This window comes from Bradyrhizobium macuxiense (assembly GCF_007993935.1).
Lineage (GTDB): Bacteria > Pseudomonadota > Alphaproteobacteria > Rhizobiales > Xanthobacteraceae > Bradyrhizobium > Bradyrhizobium macuxiense_A.
This window is the reverse complement of record NZ_VITY01000018.1, coordinates 101,913-118,395: the sequence shown is the minus strand read 5'-3', so window position 1 is coordinate 118,395 and position 16,483 is coordinate 101,913. Positions and strand designations below refer to the sequence as shown.

15 protein-coding genes are annotated in these 16,483 nt (G+C 65.3%); 1 reads left to right on the top strand and 14 read right to left on the bottom strand.

The window, feature by feature from the left end; genetic code table 11:
• Positions 1 to 24: 24 nt before the first annotated feature.
• From FBZ93_RS35350 to FBZ93_RS35310, 9 genes are all read right to left on the bottom strand, one after another.
• The gene (locus FBZ93_RS35350; RefSeq protein WP_246667777.1) at positions 25 to 1,044 is read right to left on the bottom strand and encodes a branched-chain amino acid ABC transporter permease; all 1,020 of its coding nucleotides are present in this window, start codon (positions 1,042 to 1,044) and stop codon (positions 25 to 27) included.
• 5 nt (positions 1,045 to 1,049) lie between these two features.
• Positions 1,050 to 1,916 (bottom strand): branched-chain amino acid ABC transporter permease, encoded by an 867-nt coding sequence (locus tag FBZ93_RS35345; RefSeq protein WP_146992026.1) that lies wholly within the window; start codon positions 1,914 to 1,916, stop codon positions 1,050 to 1,052.
• Between the two features lie 18 nt (positions 1,917 to 1,934).
• Entirely contained in the window at positions 1,935 to 2,633 is a 699-nt protein-coding gene (locus tag FBZ93_RS35340) for an ABC transporter ATP-binding protein (RefSeq protein ID WP_146992025.1), read from the bottom strand.
• Positions 2,620 to 3,351: an ABC transporter ATP-binding protein gene (locus FBZ93_RS35335; protein WP_146992024.1), complete on the bottom strand. Its 732-nt coding sequence runs from the start codon at positions 3,349 to 3,351 to the stop codon at positions 2,620 to 2,622. The genes FBZ93_RS35340 and FBZ93_RS35335 overlap by 14 nt, the downstream gene beginning before the upstream one ends.
• Before the next feature lies 1 nt (position 3,352).
• The gene (locus FBZ93_RS35330; protein WP_246667776.1) at positions 3,353 to 4,669 is read right to left on the bottom strand and encodes an ABC transporter substrate-binding protein; all 1,317 of its coding nucleotides are present in this window, start codon (positions 4,667 to 4,669) and stop codon (positions 3,353 to 3,355) included.
• Between the two features lie 40 nt (positions 4,670 to 4,709).
• A complete protein-coding gene (locus tag FBZ93_RS35325) occupies positions 4,710 to 5,798 on the bottom strand; it encodes a CobW family GTP-binding protein (protein ID WP_146992023.1) in 1,089 nt (362 codons plus the stop codon).
• Positions 5,798 to 7,465: an amidohydrolase gene (locus tag FBZ93_RS35320; RefSeq protein ID WP_146992022.1), complete on the bottom strand. Its 1,668-nt coding sequence runs from the start codon at positions 7,463 to 7,465 to the stop codon at positions 5,798 to 5,800. The genes FBZ93_RS35325 and FBZ93_RS35320 overlap by 1 nt, the downstream gene beginning before the upstream one ends.
• A gap of 173 nt (positions 7,466 to 7,638) precedes the next feature.
• Positions 7,639 to 9,216: a gamma-glutamyltransferase family protein gene (locus tag FBZ93_RS35315; RefSeq protein ID WP_146992021.1), complete on the bottom strand. Its 1,578-nt coding sequence runs from the start codon at positions 9,214 to 9,216 to the stop codon at positions 7,639 to 7,641.
• Positions 9,217 to 9,553: 337 nt separating this feature from the next.
• The gene (locus FBZ93_RS35310; RefSeq protein ID WP_146992020.1) at positions 9,554 to 10,228 is read right to left on the bottom strand and encodes a helix-turn-helix transcriptional regulator; all 675 of its coding nucleotides are present in this window, start codon (positions 10,226 to 10,228) and stop codon (positions 9,554 to 9,556) included.
• Positions 10,229 to 10,450: 222 nt separating this feature from the next.
• On the opposite strand from FBZ93_RS35310, the gene FBZ93_RS35305 reads away from it, so the two are divergent.
• Positions 10,451 to 11,653, top strand: coding sequence for a serine hydrolase domain-containing protein (locus FBZ93_RS35305; RefSeq protein ID WP_146992019.1), 1,203 nt, complete (start codon positions 10,451 to 10,453; stop codon positions 11,651 to 11,653).
• 16 nt (positions 11,654 to 11,669) lie between these two features.
• Here the strand turns inward: FBZ93_RS35305 and FBZ93_RS35300 are convergent, their stop codons facing one another.
• The 5 genes from FBZ93_RS35300 to FBZ93_RS35280 all read right to left on the bottom strand — a co-directional run bounded on the left by FBZ93_RS35300 (position 11,670) and on the right by FBZ93_RS35280 (position 16,477).
• Positions 11,670 to 13,073, bottom strand: a complete 1,404-nt coding sequence (locus tag FBZ93_RS35300; RefSeq protein ID WP_146992018.1) for an amidase — start codon at positions 13,071 to 13,073, stop codon at positions 11,670 to 11,672.
• Positions 13,074 to 13,158: 85 nt separating this feature from the next.
• Positions 13,159 to 13,920: an SDR family NAD(P)-dependent oxidoreductase gene (locus FBZ93_RS35295; RefSeq protein WP_146992017.1), complete on the bottom strand. Its 762-nt coding sequence runs from the start codon at positions 13,918 to 13,920 to the stop codon at positions 13,159 to 13,161.
• 60 nt (positions 13,921 to 13,980) lie between these two features.
• Positions 13,981 to 14,691: an ABC transporter ATP-binding protein gene (locus tag FBZ93_RS35290; protein WP_146992016.1), complete on the bottom strand. Its 711-nt coding sequence runs from the start codon at positions 14,689 to 14,691 to the stop codon at positions 13,981 to 13,983.
• A complete protein-coding gene (locus tag FBZ93_RS35285) occupies positions 14,681 to 15,400 on the bottom strand; it encodes an ABC transporter ATP-binding protein (RefSeq protein WP_146992015.1) in 720 nt (239 codons plus the stop codon). The genes FBZ93_RS35290 and FBZ93_RS35285 overlap by 11 nt, the downstream gene beginning before the upstream one ends.
• Before the next feature lie 3 nt (positions 15,401 to 15,403).
• Positions 15,404 to 16,477, bottom strand: a complete 1,074-nt coding sequence (locus FBZ93_RS35280) for a branched-chain amino acid ABC transporter permease (RefSeq protein WP_146992014.1) — start codon at positions 16,475 to 16,477, stop codon at positions 15,404 to 15,406.
• Between the last annotated feature and the right edge of the window lie 6 nt (positions 16,478 to 16,483).

The window sequence follows — 16,483 nt, the reverse complement described above, 5'->3', positions numbered from 1 at the left end:
ATGGTGACGGCGTGAAGGCCTGCTTCATCCGGTAACCCGTTCCGACGCGTCCGGCAGGATGATCTCCGTGGCCGGACGCGGTGCGGCACGGTGGACATCGAGCAGCCGCACGCCGAGGCGATCGCGCAGCGCCGGCCAGATGCCGCGCGGCGCCACGATCATCACAACGACGGCAATGATGCCGAGCCCGACCAGATACCAGCCGCCGGACAGGCCGAGCGGCCCGGTCATCAATTCGCGCAGACCGAAGAAGATGATGACGCCGAGGATCGGGCCTTCCAGCGTCCCGATGCCGCCGATGATCACGATGAACATCATGTAGACCGACCAGTTGACATCGAATGCCGCGAGCGGCGCGATGAACAGATTGCCCATGAAGCTGAGCGCACCGGCCAGCCCGCATCCCGCCGCCGAGAGCACGAAGGCGATGAAGCGATTATGCCGGACGTCGACGCCGACGCTCATCGCGGCAAGATCGTTGTCGCGCACGCTCATCAGCCCGAGCCCGAAGCTCGATGTCATCATCTTGTACAGCGCCGCGATGGTGACGAGCGTCAGGCCGCCGGCGAGCCAGAACATCGTCGGCTCGAACCAGTCGAAATCGATCAGCTTGCTTGTCGCCAGCGGCATGCCCGAGGTGCCGCCGACCTCCTGCGACTTCATCGTGAACGCGCCGATGATCTCGGCAAACACCCACATCGCGATCGAGAAATAGGCGTCGCGCAAACGAAACAGCGGAAACGCGATGATCGCGGCGACTGCGCCGGCCACCAGCGGCGCGACCGGCAGCACCCAGATCGGCGTGACCTCGAGCCAGCCCGAGGTCAGGAACAGCGCATAGGCGCCGAAGGCGATGAAGACCTGGTGACCGAGCGACACCAGCCCGGCGTAGCCCGCCAGCAGGTTCCACATCTGCGCCATGGTCAGCAGCAGCAGGCATTCGGTCGCGAGCCGCAGGAAACCCTCGTTCAGCACGAAGGGTGCACCGGCGATCACCGCGATGAGTACGATCGCGCAGGCCATCAGAAATGTCCGCGTCGGCATCGGCGTCACACCCTGCTCGACACGAGACCCGACGGGCGGATCAACAGCATGATGAAGAACAAGAGGTGCGCATAGAGCAGTCCCGCATTCGGATCGATCTTGAGCCCGATCAATTGCGCCATGCCGAGCGCGATGCCGCCGAGCAGCGCGCCCCAGAACGAGCCGAGCCCGCCGAGCACCACAACCTCGAACGCGATCAGGAGCCGCTCGGCGCCCGAGAACGGCGTGAAGCTCGACCGCACCGCGAGCAGCACGCCGCCGATCGCGCCGAGCGCCAGCGACAGGCCCATCACGTAATTATAGACCCGGTCCGGCTTGACCCCGGACAGCCGGACGATGTCGCGGCGGTCGGCGGTGGCGCGCACGATCCGGCCGAACTCGGTGCGGCGCAGCACGAGCTGCAGCGCCATGAACAGCAATGCGGCGAGCACCAGCGTCAGCAGCGGCATGATGCCGATGTTGAGGCCCGCGATCTCTAGGCTGGCGCGCGACAGCTCGCCGACCTGGAGGCTGCGCACGTCGGCGCCGAAGATCTCGACCATGACGTTGCGCAGGACCACCGAGACGCCGAAGGTCAGGAGCAGCGGCGACAGCGGATCAGGCGACGTCACGACGCGGTTGACGATGACGGCCTGGTAGAGCCAACCGACCGCAAAGGACAGCGCGATCACCGGGATCAGCATCAGCAGCGGCGACACCTGCGGAAACAGGTTGGACAGCAGCACGGCGCAGAACGCGCTCAGCACCATGAATTCGCCATGCGCGATGTTGACGACGCGCATCACGCCAAACACCAGCGCGAGCCCGATGCCGAGCAGCGCGTAGAGCCCGCCCAGCAGGGCTCCGTTGATCAATGTCTCAACCCAGATCATGTTCGTTGCCAATCCTGGCTAGTTACCGAAATAGGCATGCGTCAGCTGCTCCGGCTGCAACCCTTGCGCCGGGCCGGTCAGCGACACCCGCCCCTTCAACAGGCAATAAATCCGTTCCGAGGTCGCGAGCGCGCGCTTGACGTCCTGCTCGACCAGCACGACGGCGGTGCCCTCGCGGCGGATGTCGGCAAAGGAGCGGTAGATCTGCTCGACCACGACGGGCGCGAGCCCGAGCGAAATCTCGTCGCACAGCAAGAGCCGTGGGTTCGACATCAGCGCGCGACCGATCGCCGCCATCTGCTGCTGGCCGCCGGAGAGTTGGCCGGGAAACATCCGCCGCCGCTCTTCCAGGATCGGGAACAGGTCGAATACCCGCCGCAAGGTCCAGCTGCCCTTGCGCCGGTTGACGCTGCCCATCAGCAGGTTTTCCTCAATGGTCAGCGAGTCGAACAGCAGCCGGCCCTCAGGCACCATGATGAGGCCGAGCCGCGACACCTGTTCGGCCGGCATCTGCAAGATGTCGATGCCGTCGAAAAGCACCGCCCCGCGCCGCCCCTCGTTCAGCCCGACCAGCGCCTTCAGGAATGTGGATTTGCCGGCGCCGTTGGCGCCGACCAGCGCCACCGCCTCGCCGTCCGCGACGGTGAAGTTCATGTCGAACACGGCCTGGAGATCGCCGTAGAAGATCTGCAGGCCGTTCACATCAAGCAACGCCATCGGCCTTCAATCCCATATAGATCTCGCGCACCACGGCGCTGTCCATCACGTCGGCCGGCGGCCCCTCCAGCACCTTGCGGCCGAAATCGAGCACCAGGATACGATCCGACACCGCGCGCAACGCGTGCGGAATGTGCTCGATCCAGATCATGGCGTGATCGGCCTTGACCGATTTGATGATCGCGACGAGGCGCTCGACCTCGGGCTCGGTGAGCCCAGCGGCGATCTCGTCGAGCAGGATCAGCTTCGGCTTCGAGGCCAGCGCCTTGGCGAATTCCAGCCGCTTGCGGTCGATCAGCGGCAACGCGCCGGCGAGCTTGTCCGCCTTGGCGTCGAGCCCGGTCCGCTGCAACACCTCCATGGTCCAGGTCGACGCCGCCTCGCCGTACAGGCCCGCACCGTAGGACGCCGCCACCAGCGCGTTCTCGTAGACCGACAGATGCGGAAACGGCTGCGGGATCTGGAACGCCCGTCCAAGCCCCATCCGCGCCCGGCGGTGCGGCGGCAGTCCCGTGATCTCCTTGTCGTCGAGCATGATCGACCCGCCATCGGCCGTGAGCAGGCCGACGATCAAGTTCAGCAGCGAGCTCTTGCCGGCGCCGTTCGGGCCGATCACGCCGAGGCATTCGCCGCGCGCCAGCTCGAAGCTGACCTTGTCGGCGACCACGATCTCGCCGAAGCGCTTGGAGAGCCCGCTGACGCGCAGAAGCGGTGCCATCTCAGGCCAGCTTGGAGAGCAGCTGGAGATCGGCCTGCTTCGGAATGAACGGCGCCGTGCCGTTGTGCACGATCAGGAGCTCGTATTTCGACTTGCCGCCCTTGCTCTTGCGCCATTGCCCGCCGGACAGCGAGGTCACCGCGACGTTCTTGATCGGCGTTCCCTTGAATTTCACCGGCCCGACCACAGTCTCCATGTCGAGACCCGCGATGGCATCGCGCAGCGAGTTCTTGTCCTTTGGATCGCTGTTCTGCAACGCGGCGAGCGCAACCTCCCACAAGGCATGGGCGTAACCGATCGGCTGAGTCCATTGCTTGCCCGTCGTCTTCTCCCATTCCGCGGCGAGTTCGGCGGCGGTCTGGCCGGTCAGCGACGACTTGAACGGATAGGCCGGCGTCCACCACACTTCGGTGGACATGCCGTCGCCCCGATCGCCGAGCGCGTTCACCGCACTTGGAAACAGGAACGCCGCCGCGACGGTGCAGATCTGCGGCTTGAAACCGGCCTGCGCCGCCTGGTTCCACAGCGTCACCCAGTGATTGCCGTAGGTGAAACCGGAGACAATGTCGACGCCGTTGTTCTTGAACGACGACACCTGATTGGTGAAGTCGTCGGTCGCAATCTGGAATTTTCCGGCAGAGAATTCCTGATAGCCCGCCTGCGTAATGCCGCCGGGCAACCCGACCTTCGGGTCGGAGAACGCCTGGCCGGCTGGATTGTCGATATAGAGCGTGCCGACCTTCTTGTTGGTCTCGACCGACTGCCACATGCCGAGGAAGTTCTTCACGACATCATCGGCGCCCCAGAAGAAGTGATAGCTGTAAGGGAAGCCCTTGTCGGGAGTGGACTTGCGCGGAAACATCCAGCCCTGCCACGGCACCATGGTCGAGATCGAGGGAATGCCGCGGGCATCGGCGAGCTCCTGCACCGGCGCCTGCGCGTCGCCGTCCTCGATCAGGATCAGGTCGCATTTCTCCCGCAGCACCAGCTCGCTCGCCACCACCGACGAGCGGTTCGGATCGGACTGATTGTCCTTGAAGACAAACTCGACCTGCCAGGTCTTGCCGCCGATTTTCAGGCCATCCTTGAGGCGAGCCTTGATGCGTTCATGAATCCAGGTGTCGGGTTCGGCAAACGGCGCGCGGACGCCGGAGAGGCAACCGACCCAGCCGATCTTGATGGTGTTGCCGGCGGCGCGTGCGATATTGACCAGCGGCACGTTCATCGCCGATGCGAGACCGGTTGCGCCAGCGGCTTTCAGCAGCGTGCGTCGGTTGAGCCGGCCGATGGACGAGTTGGTCTTCGAATTCTCCGTCATGTCCCTCTCCCCTGAAACAATTGTCTGAACCAAATTCCGCCTAGGCCGCGGATCGCTGGATCGCCGCACGGCTCACCGCGGCAAATTTGCACAAGGTGTTCTCGACGATCTGGCGCGGGATGCCGCGCACGATGAAGACGAGCCGCGAGCGGCGGTCCGCCGACGGCCAGCCGGCAAGCGTGATCGGTGGATGGAACACGTGCTGCACGCCGTGCACCACGATGGGCGTATCGGGCTGCTCGGCGACATGCACAATCGCCTTGAAGCGCAGCAGGTCTTCGCCCCTCAGCGCCGCGACATAGTCGAGCCAGCGCGCAAACGCGTCGCGCTGGATCGGCTCGTCGATGATCAGGCTGTAGGACGATACATCAGTGTCGTGCGCGTGGTGACTGTGGTGGTCGCACGCCTCGCCATGGCAATCGTGTTCCGCATGGTCGTGCGGCGCATTTGCCGCCTGCGCTGCCCGATCGAACCAGCGCACGACATCGGCCGATCGGGCCGACGGATCGAACAGCCCGGCATCGAGAACCTTGGTCGGATCGACCATTCCATTCCCGACGCGATGACGAGCTGCGACCGGATTGATCGCCGCAAGCTGGGCATCGAGCCGGGACAATTCATCATCGGCGGCCAGATCGATCTTGGTCACCAGCAGCCGGTCCGCTACCGCGACCTGCCTGACGGCTTCGTCATGCGCCGCAAGCGTGTGCGCGCCATTGACGGCATCGACGGTCGCAACCACGCCGTCGATCCGGTATCGACCGACGACATCTGGGGCGGTCATCAGTGTGTGCAGCACCGGCACGGGATCGGCGAGCCCGGTGGTCTCGACCAGCACGCGATGAAACGGCGGGATCGTGCCGGCGGCGCGGCGAGCCGCGAGATCGGCCAGCGTCTCGATCAGATCCTCGCGCACCGAGCAGCAGATGCAGCCATTGTCGAGCAGCGCCAGACGGTCCTCGCTGCTCTCGACCAAAAGATGATCCAGCGCCACCTCGCCGAACTCGTTGATGATGGCGACGACGCCATTGAGCTCCTTCTGGCGCAGCAGATGGTTCAGCACCGTGGTCTTGCCGCTGCCGAGGAAGCCGGTCAGCACCGTGACCGGGATCTGGTCCGCTGCCGCCATCACTTGCCCCGCTCGTAGACCTTGCGGCCCTCGAAGAAGGTCATCTCGACCCGCGTATCGGCCAGTTGATCCGGCGGGATGTCGAAGATCATCTGGTCGAGCACGATCAAATCGGCCGATTTGCCGACCTCGATCGAGCCGATCGACTGGCCAAGCCCGGCCGCACGCGCTGCGTCGATGGTGTAAATGTCGACCACGGTCGCAAGATCGAGCGCCTGCTCGGCCCACAGCGACTTGCCGGGAAAATCGCCGGTCGGATTTTGCCGCGTCACCATGCCTTCGATGCCCTGCCAGGGATCGGGGATCGGGATGACAGGCCAATCGGAGCCGCCAGCCATCAGCGCGCCGGCCGCCTTCAAATCCCGGTTCGGCCAGAAGCGCTGCGCGCGCTCCTCGCCCATCGCGGCCTTGTGCGCCTCGAGGAAGATGGTCGGATACCAGATGATCGGCGACAGGTCGGCGGCGACGCCGAGCTCGGCGAAGCGCCTGATGTCGTCGGGCGCGATGTAGCTCGCATGCGCGATCTGGTGGATCAAATGGGTCGGACCGTTGAAGCTGCGCACCACGTCGATGGCGTCGAGCGCCTGCGTCACCGCGGCATCTCCCGCGCAATGGATCTTGGCGGCAAGGCCGAGCTTCTCGCAGCGCCCGAGCCAGCGGATCAGGTCCGGCACGGTCAGCATGGTCGCGCCACGGAAGCAGCAGCCGCGTACGGGATCGGCCACGTAAGGCTCGTGGAAGGCCGCGGTCTTGGCGCCCGGCACGCCGTCGAGGAACACCTTCACATAATCAGGCTTCACATGCGCGCCGCGATACTGCTCGCGCAACGCAAACAGCTCCTCGCCGGCCTTGCCGAACATGAAGCCGGGCTCGACCACCGGCATCGCGCAGACCGCCCAGGCGGTGAGCTCGCCGCGGTCGTCGAGCCCTTTCAGCGCCGCCATGATCGGCTGCATGCTGGCGGCGTCGATGAAGGCCGTGACGCCATAGGTATTGAGCACCGAGATCGAGCGCGCGACCGCCGCACGGTCCATCTCGGCCGTATAGTGACCGGAGGCGGCGAGCGCCCGCTCGACCAGGCCGGAGGCGGCCTCGATCATGATCCCGGTCAGCGTCCCGGTCTTGAGGTCGCGGCCGATCTCGCCATCGGTCGGATCAGGGGTGTCGGCCTGTACGCCGGCGAGCCGCAGCGCCGCCGAGCTTGCCCAGCGATTGTGATAGGTGTCGTCGCGCAGCACGACGGGATGCCCGAGACATGCGGCATCCAGCAGCGCGCAGGACTCCGCGGTGTTCATCTCGTTCAGCAGATTGTTGCCGAACTGCCCGCCGACGATCCAGGCCCCGGGCGCAGCCGCCGACGCCGCCTTGTGCAGGGTCTCGGCGATCCGTGGAATGCTGTCGGCGTTGGAGAAGCGCAGCTCGTAGAGATCGGCCTGCCCGCCCATCATGATGTGGTTGTGGATGTCGACGATCCCCGGCATCGCCATCCGCCCGCCGAGATCGACGGTTGCAGTCCCCTCGCCGATCAGCGACGCGACGTCGCGCTCTTCGCCGACCGCGATGAACCGGCCGGCCTTGACCGCCGCGCATGCCGCCCAGGGCTGCCCTGGGTTCGACGTGTAGATCCGGCCGTTGCGGAAGACCGTGTCGGCAAATGTCCTGTTCATGCGGATCAACTTCTCGATTGGGAAAGCCAGGAGCGCCCACCGTGCGGTGCACAGCGGCCGAACCGCGCACGACACCAGCGTGACGCCAAACGTTCGGCATGTCGGCATTTGGAACAATCCACCGTCCGGTGGATGCTCCGCCGCCTCCCGCAATGCGGCTAAGCGGCAGCAGTTTAGAACCCCAGCGCCAGACCGTCCTTGCGGTGGTCGGAGGCGCCGAACAGAACGCCCCTGGCATGGTCGATGCGGATCGCCTGACAGCCGCCGATCGGCTCTTCGGAGAAGCGGGCCTCGTGACCGCGAGCGCGCAGCTCGTCGCGGATATCAGGCGATACCGTCGTCTCCAGCGACAACGCGCCATCGAAGGCAAACGAGCGCGGTGCCTCGGCCGCGGCCTGGATGTCCATCTTCAAGTCGAAGATGTTCGAGATCAGATTGGCATGGCCCGCGGCCTGGTAGTGCCCGCCCATCACCCCGAACGACATCACGGTCCTGCCGTCCTTGCGCACGAGGCCCGGGATGATGGTGTGCATCGGCCGTTTGCGCGGTCCGAGCGAGTTGAGGTGTCCGGGCTTGGCGCGAAAGCTCCAGCCGCGGTTGTGCAGCAGGATGCCGGATTTCGGCGCATAGATGCCGCTGCCGAATGGATAGAACAGCGAGTTGATCAGCGAGACCGCGTTGAGGTCGCGGTCGACCACCGTGACATAGACGGTGTCGCGGTGCTCGATATCGTCCCAGGTCGCGGGCGCGGACGCGCTGTTCATGTCGATCTTGCTGCGGATCCTTCCGATGTAATCTTCGGCAAGGAATGCAGCCGGATCGACCTTGCTGGTCGCGGGATCGCAGAAGAAAGCGTCGCGCGCGCGATAGGCGGCCTTGGTCGCTTCGGCGAGCAGATGGATGCGATCGGCCTGCGCGAGCGAACCGACATCGTAGCCGGCAAGCGTGCGCAGGATCATCAGCGCGGCCAGGCCCTGCCCGTTCGGCGGACACTCGACCACGTCGTGATCATGGTAGCGCGCCGAGATCGGCTGCACATAATCCGAGCTGTGTGCGGCGAAATCGTCGGTGCTGTGGGCGCCGCCCAGCCCCCGCAAGATGCCCGTCATCTCGTTGGCGGCCTCGCCCGCGTAGAACGCCTCGCGCCCGTGCTGCGCGATCCGGCGCAGGGTGCGGCCGAGCGCAGGTTGGGCGCGGATATCGCCAACCTCAGGCACCTTGCCGCCGGGAAGGAACTGGGCCGCCGCGTTGGCGTCGATCTCGATCCGCGCCTGGAAGCGGCGCCAGTCCTCGGCAACGCGCGGCGTGACGCAAAACCCCTGCTCAGCAGCTAGGATCGCCGGCCGGAAGATCTCCTCCAGCGATTTGCTGCCGTGATCGGCGACCAGCCGGCACCACGCGTCGATCGCGCCGGGCACGGTCACCGCCTCGGGTGCGGTCGGCGGAATGTCGCGCGTGCCGGTTGCGGCATATTTCTCGGCATTGGTAGCGGCCGGCGTGCGGCCCGAGCCGTTCAGCGCGATCGGCTCCCCGGCCTTTGGCGAATATAGCGCAAAGCAGTCGCCGCCGATCCCGGTCATCTGCGGCTCGACCACACCCTGCACCGCGACCGCCGTCACCGCGGCATCGACGGCATTGCCGCCGGCCTTCAGCATCTCGACCGCGGCAAGCGTCGCCTGCGGATGCGAGGTCGCGGCCATGCCGCGCTCCGCAACCGCCACCGAGCGGCCGATGGCCATGAAATCACGCATGTCGCTTCCTCTGATGTTGCGAGCGGCAGCCGCTCGCCAACATTGTCGAATACGACACCGGTCCTTCGGGGAACTTTCGGCCGGCAGCACGATAAGCGGCAATCCACCGTAAGGTGGATCAAGCGGACAAATCATGTCGCGAGAATATGGACGTATGACTCAGAGGCCGCCCCGCTCACTCGGTGTCGTCCTGGCGAAAGCCAGGACCCATTACCCCAAATGGCAATTGCTGTGCGACGCTGAAGCCACAACCCCGCTCACAATCAACGGCGGTGGTTATGGGTCCTGGCTTTCGCCAGGACGACGCCTGAAAGGCAGCTAGCGCAACACCCGCGCCCTAATGCGGACGCGACATCATCGCCACCACCGCCGACCGCGTCTCGACGCCGAGCTTCTCGAAGATGTGGATCAGATGCGTCTTCACTGTCGCGAGCCCGATGTTCAGGCACTCGCCGATCTCGCGGTTGGTGCGGCCGCAGCACAACAGCTCGACCACCTCCATCTCGCGCGAGGTCAGGCCGTAGCGCGCCGGCTCGTCGGGATTCGGCGACAGGCGGCTGGTCAGGTTGAACTCGAGATAGTCGTGGATCTTCTCGGCGATGTGCATGCTGCCTTCGGGGATCGCGCAGCCCGGCGCCCAGAGCACGCTCATGCCGGCGACGATCCGGTCGTTGCGGCGGAAGAAGAACTCGATCATGTCGGCGACGCCGCATTGGCCGGCGAAGGCGCGATAGGTCGCCGCCTCCTGGGACGCGCATTGGGCGAGCGCCGTGCTCAGCCGGGCAATCGACCGGTTGCTCGCGGAGCGCGGATGCAGCGGATCGAGCCGATTCATGCCGGCAAGATACTGGTCGTGGAAACTCGGCGGAACGTTGCTGGAGAGCACGAAGCGGCTGAGGGTCAGATTGCCGTCGACCTCGTAGAACGCGGTCGCGGAACCCTCGAGAATCCCGCGCGCGAACTGAATGGCCTGCGTGGTTGCCGGATCCGGTCGGCCCAGAAGCGCGATCATGACCTACCTCCCGATGTTTCCCGATGGCGAACGTCTACGCGTCGCATGGCTGGCACGCTGGGGCAGACGCAGGGCGTAGTCAAGCAATTTGCGGGCCAAGCGCACATCCTGGAAACGGTTACGACGGAGTAACCTCAGGCCCCTCTCCACCATCCGGTTGATTGCGGACGGCGCGACCCATGCGGAACTTTCGCACCTCCCCATGTCATCATTGGATCAAGAATGAATTCGCGTCGCATCATGGCCGCCTTCCCGTCGGCGGCCGACGAACAAGTCACGCTCGCCAACTGGCGTCAGCATCCCTATAACGAGTGGGCATTCCGCAATGTCCGCGAACTGCTGCCGACCGCAAACATCGCACGCGCCCCGACGCCGGCGCCGCTATCCTTTGCGCCGCGCTATCTCGACGACGTCAGCTTCGCCGATCCGCGCGGCGAGACGGTCGGCGTCGGCCAGGCGCTGCGCGCCAGCCACACCGACGGCATCGTGGTGTCGCATCGCGGCCAGGTCGCGTTCGAATGGTATGCCCATGGTATGGCACCGGATACGCCACACCTGATCTTCTCCGTCAGCAAGTCGGTCGCCGGAACGCTTGGTGGCATCCTGGCCGATCACGGCAAGCTCGATCCCGACGCGCCGGTGACGCGCTACATCCCGGAAATGGAGGGGTCGGTCTATGGCGGCAGCTGCACGGTGCGGCATCTGCTCGACATGAGCGTCGGCATCCGCTTCGACGAAGACTACATGGCGCGCGACGGCGACATCATGAACTACCGCCGCTCGACCGGCTGGGAGCCGCCGGATCCGGCGATTCCGCCGAGCAATCTGCGTGACTATCTGCGCACGCTGCGGCCGAACGGCGCGCCGCATGGCGAGACCTTCCACTATGTCTCGACCAACACCGACGTGCTCGGCTGGGTCTATGAGCGCGCCTGCGGCATGTCCTATGCGAAGATCCTCTCGCAATATCTGTGGCAGCCGATGGGCGCCGAGCACGACGCCTACATCACCGTCGATTCGCGCGGCGCGGCGCGCGTCGCCGGCGGCGTCTGCGCGACGCTGCGCGACCTCGCCCGCTTCGGCGAGATGATGCGCAATCACGGCATCAGCAATGGGCGGCAGGTGGTGCCCGGCTGGTGGGTCGACGACATCAGGCAGAACGGCAATGCCGAGGCCTGGTCGCGCGGGGACCTGACCAAGGTGTTTCCAAACGGCAATTACCGCAACAAGTGGTACACGCTCGACCGCGGCGAAACGCCGTTCGCGGCCGTCGGCATCCACGGCCAGTGGATCTACATCGATCCGGCCAATGAGACCGTGATCGCCCGCGTGTCCTCGCAGCCGCTGCCGATGGATCTCGATCTCGACCACATGTGGATGCGCGGCTACCGCGCGATCGCAGCCAGGCTTGCCGGCAAGGCCTGACCGATCGACGGTGACCTCATTCGACAGGAGGCCGCCGCGTATGCCAGTCCGTCACCGACTGGAACGCGGCGCCGGCGTGGACCAGCACGTCCTCGGACAGATGCGGGCCGACCAGCTGCATGCTGAGCGGCATCTGGTCCGAGGCCATGCCCATCGGCAGCGTGATGGTCGGGCTGCCCGAGAAGTCGAACACCGCGGTGAAGCGCAGGATGCTCAAGAGCACGTTGGGGTCGGCGCCGTACTCGCTCATCTTGGTCAGGGTCGGGATCGGCACCGGCATGGTCGGGATCAGCAGCAGGTCGATATCCTCGAACATCGCAGCAAGGCTGCCGCTGAACTTCAGCCGCTCGTGATGGATCGCGGCAATGTCGACGCCGCTCGTCGCCCTGCCCTGCTCGATCAGCTGGGCGAGGTCCGGCCCGTATTCCGACTTCCGCGACGGGTAAGTGTCCAGATGCGCCTCCGCCGTCTCCACCGAACACATCGCAATCCACTGGCTGACGAGCTTCTGATAAGGCGGGACATGCACCTCGCGGATGTCGGCACCGAGATCGGCGAGCGTGCGCTCCGCTTGCACCAGGGCGGTCACGACCTGCCGGTCGATACCCTCCTGGGTATACCTGCGATCAACGCCGATCCGCAGGCCCCTGATGCCCTCTCCTGCCTCGGCCAGATAGTTCGGCACCGGCGCCCGCAGCGCGGTCGGATCGTTGGCGTCAGCGCCGGCGATGACGCCGAGCATCGCCGCGGCGTCGGCAGCGCTGCGGCACATCGGCCCGACGTGATCGAGCGAGTCCGCCAGCGGGAAGATGCCGTGCCGGCTGACGCGGCCCCAGGTCGGCTTGATCCCGGTCAAGCCGCAGGTCGCCGACGGAAACCTGATCGAGCCGCCGGTGTCGCTGCCGATCGAGCCGTAGCAGAGGCCGGCCGACGTCGCGACGCCCGATCCGCTCGACGAGGAGCCGACCCAATAGTTCACGTTCCACGGATTGAGCGGGGCCTCGACGGCCGGATGGTGGCTGGTGTAAGCGCCCTCCGTCATCTTGAGCTTGCCGAGCGTCACCGCGCCGGCGACTTCGAGCCGGTCCACGATCGTGGCGTTGAAAGACGGCACGAACTTGGCGTGGATCGTGGTGCCGCCCGTGGTCGGCGCAAACGTCGTATAGCAGAGGTCCTTCAACCCGATCGGAACGCCGTGCAGCGGGCCGCGCCAGATGCCCCTGGCGATCTCCGCATCGTGCTGTTTCGCCTGCGCCATGGCGCGCTCCGCAAGGACGTGCGCGTAGCCGTGAAACTGCCCATCCAGTTTCGCGACCCGGCCAAGGATCGCCTCCGTGATCTCCGAAGACTTCACCTCGCCGCGGCGGATGAGCCCGGAGATCTCGGTGATCGACTTGTAGTGCAATGGATCCGCTGACATCTGACGTCCTGCTGTTTTCGGAAAATGCCTGCCCGGACCGCCGCTCCGGGCGGCGGTTCATCACTGTGCTGACGGCGTGTCGCGCCTAGAACTGCACGCCGCGCGTCAACGCGCCGTCCACGACGAGGTTGGTCCCCGTGATGAAGCTCGCCGCCTTGCTCGCAAGGAACACCGCGGCATTCGCCATCTCCTGCGGCGTGCCCATGCGGCCGGTCGGGTTGAGCGCCAGCGCCGACTTGTACAGTTCGGGATTGCCGTCCTTGATCATGTTCCAGACGCCGCCCTCGAAATAAGTATTGCCCGGCGACACCGAATTGGCCCGGATGCCCTTGGCGGCGAGCTGGTAGGCGAGCCCCTGCGTGTAGTGGATGATCGCGGCCTTGAACGTCCCGTAAGGACCGCTGGCAAAATCGACCTCGCGGCCCGAAACGCTGGAGATGGTGACGATCGCTGCCGCCGCGCTCTTCTCGAGATGCGGCATCGCGGCGTTGACCAGCCGCACCGTTCCCATCATGTCGGTGGAGAATTCCTTCTCCCAGCTCTCCTCGTCCTGCCCGATCGAAAGCGCGCTGACATTGGCGACCACGACATCGATGCCGCCAAGCTTGGACGCCATGTCGGCGACCCAGGCCTTCAGTGCCGGTCCGTTCGCGACGTCGACCGCACTGCCGAACGCCGCAACGCCCTTGGCCTTGATCGCGGCGACCGCGGCATCGACATCCGCCTGGTTGCGCGCGCAGATGCCGACATTGGCGCCTTCGGCGGCAAACGTGTCGGCGATCGCCCTGCCGATGCCCTTGGTGCTGCCGGTGACGAGAACCCTTGCTCCCTTGAGTCCCAGATCCATGTCCATTCCCTCCGTTATTATCGATTATGGAAACCGCACTTCACCACATGGCGCAGCCGATCAGAGCAACAGCTGCGCGCGAACATTGTCTTCGTTGACCTCCTCACCGGCCAGCGATCGCGTGATCTTGCCCTTCTCCATGATGTAGCAGCGCTGGGCGACGGCAAGAATCGTGTCGAGGTTCTGCTCGACGATGACGATCGTCGTCCCGAGTTCGGAGCGGAACGACTGCAGTGCTTCGCAGATATGCTGCACGATCGAGGGTTGGATGCCTTCGGACGGCTCGTCGAGGATCATCAAGGAAGGGTTGCCGATCAGCGCGCGGCCGATCGCAAGCTGCTGCTGCTCACCGCCCGACATGGTGCCGGCGAGCTGCCGCCGGCGCTCCTTCAGGCGCGGAAAATACGCGTAGACCAGTTCCGGGAGCTTCTTTCCGTCGGGGCCGCCGATCAGCTCGCCGACCTGAAGATTCTCCTCGACGGTCATTTGCGGGAAGACGTCGCGGCCCTGCGGGATGTAGCCGAAGCCGGCGCGCGCCCGCGCGTCGGCCTCGAGCTGCGTGACGTCCTGATCCATGAAGGTGATGGTGCCGCGCCAACTCTGCAGCAGGCCGATCAGGCAGCGCATCAGCGTCGACTTGCCGACGCCGTTGCGGCCGATCACGCCGACGATCTCGCCGCGCGAGACCTGCATGCTGACGCCCTGCAGGATCGGCGTCGCGCCGTAGCCCGCCCAAAGTCCCGAGACGTCCAGAATGCGATCAGTGGGCATGGGTCTTACCCAGATAGATTTCGGCGACCTTCTCGTCCTCCAGGATAGCCTGGAGGCTGCCGCGCGCGAAGATCTTGCCGAGATGCAGCACTGTGACCCGCTGCGCGACCTGCCGGACGAACGCCATGTCGTGCTCGACGACCAAAACGGTCATGCCCCCGGCGTTGAACGACTTGATCAGCTCGCCGGTTTTGTGGGTCTCCTCCGGCGACATGCCGGCGGTCGGCTCGTCCAGCAACAGCAGCTGCGGCTGCAACGCCAGCGCCATCCCGATCTCCAGCCATTGCTGCTGGCCATGCGACAGGGCACCGGCGAGCTTGCTGCTGTCCTCGGCCAAATTCAGCAACGTAAGCAGCCGCTCCTCCTCAGCTTCGCGTTCGGCGCCCGAAAGGCGTTCCTGCAGCGCGACCTGGATGTTCTGCCGCACCGGCAGTTCCTTGAACACGCTCGGCGCCTGCATCTTGATGCTCATGCCACGCTGCACCCGCGCGTAAGGACGCTCGGCGGTGATGTCGACGGAGTCGAAGAAGATGCTGCCCGTGGTCGGCGGATAGAGGCCGACGATCAGCTTGAACAGCGTGCTCTTGCCGGCGCCGTTCGGCCCGATCAGGCAGTGGACCTCGCCGGCATTGACCGTCAGGTCAACGCCAGAGACCGCGGTCAATCCACCGAAACGCTTGGAGACGCCCTTCACATCGACCAGTGCCATGAATCAAGTCTCATCCGATTGCAGACGGGCCGTATCGGCAAGCGCAGGAGCCTCGTCGCGCCGCCGGCGCCTGCTCCACCAGTCGACCACGAGCTTGCCCATACCAAGCACAAACCCCTGCGGCGCCAGCATCACGGTGGCGAGCAGCAACACCCCCATCAGCACCAGCGCGGCCTGCTGGCTGTAGACGGTGATGGTCTGGAAGCCGAACAGCAGCAGGAACGAGCCGACCAGGGTCGCGGTCAGATCGTTACGCCCGGAGAACGCGACCCACACGATCGGCATCGCCGCCGCCGGCAGGCCGATGCTGGACGGCGTAATGAACTGCCCCCAGGACGTGTACAGCGCGCCGCTGAGGCCCGCGAGGCCACTGCCGATCACGAATGTCAGGAGCTGGTATTTGCGGACGTCGTAACCGAGCATCTCGGCGCGCTGCGGATTCTCTCGCGTCGCCACGATCACGTTGCCGACGCTCGAGTTCACCAGCATGCGCAACGCGATGTAGACGACCACGATCAGCGCGATCATCAGATAATAGAGTGCCGATCCCTCGATATCGAAGCTGCCGACGGTGAGCGGGTCCATCCCCTTCATGCCGTTGAAGCCGTTCAACCGCGCCGCACCGATATGCCATTCGGGTCCGGCCGTCTGCCCAAGGAAGAAGGCAAGGACGAGCGTCGTCGACAGCGTCACGATGCCGAAGAAGATGCCGCTGATGCCGCCCCAGATCATGAAATAGCCGAGGATTCCGGCCGCAATCATCGCGACGACAACCGAGAGGACAAGCGCCGCGATCGTCGTCGTTCCGCCGCCCATGTTGATGGCGAGCACGCCATAGCCGTAGCCGGCGATACCGAAGAAGAAGGTCTGGCCGAACGACAGCATGCCGCCATAGCCCCACATCAGGCAGAGCCCAAGCGCCATGAAGATCCAGATCAGGAAGTAGGCAAAGTTGCCGACATCGTAGGAGTCGGCGAACAGCGGATAGATCAGCGCACACGCCAGCACGGCAAGGAAGCAGGACCAGAAGATCCTTCCACGTCCGAGCGTCTGCGGACCGTCGAGCAGCTTCAACATCACAAA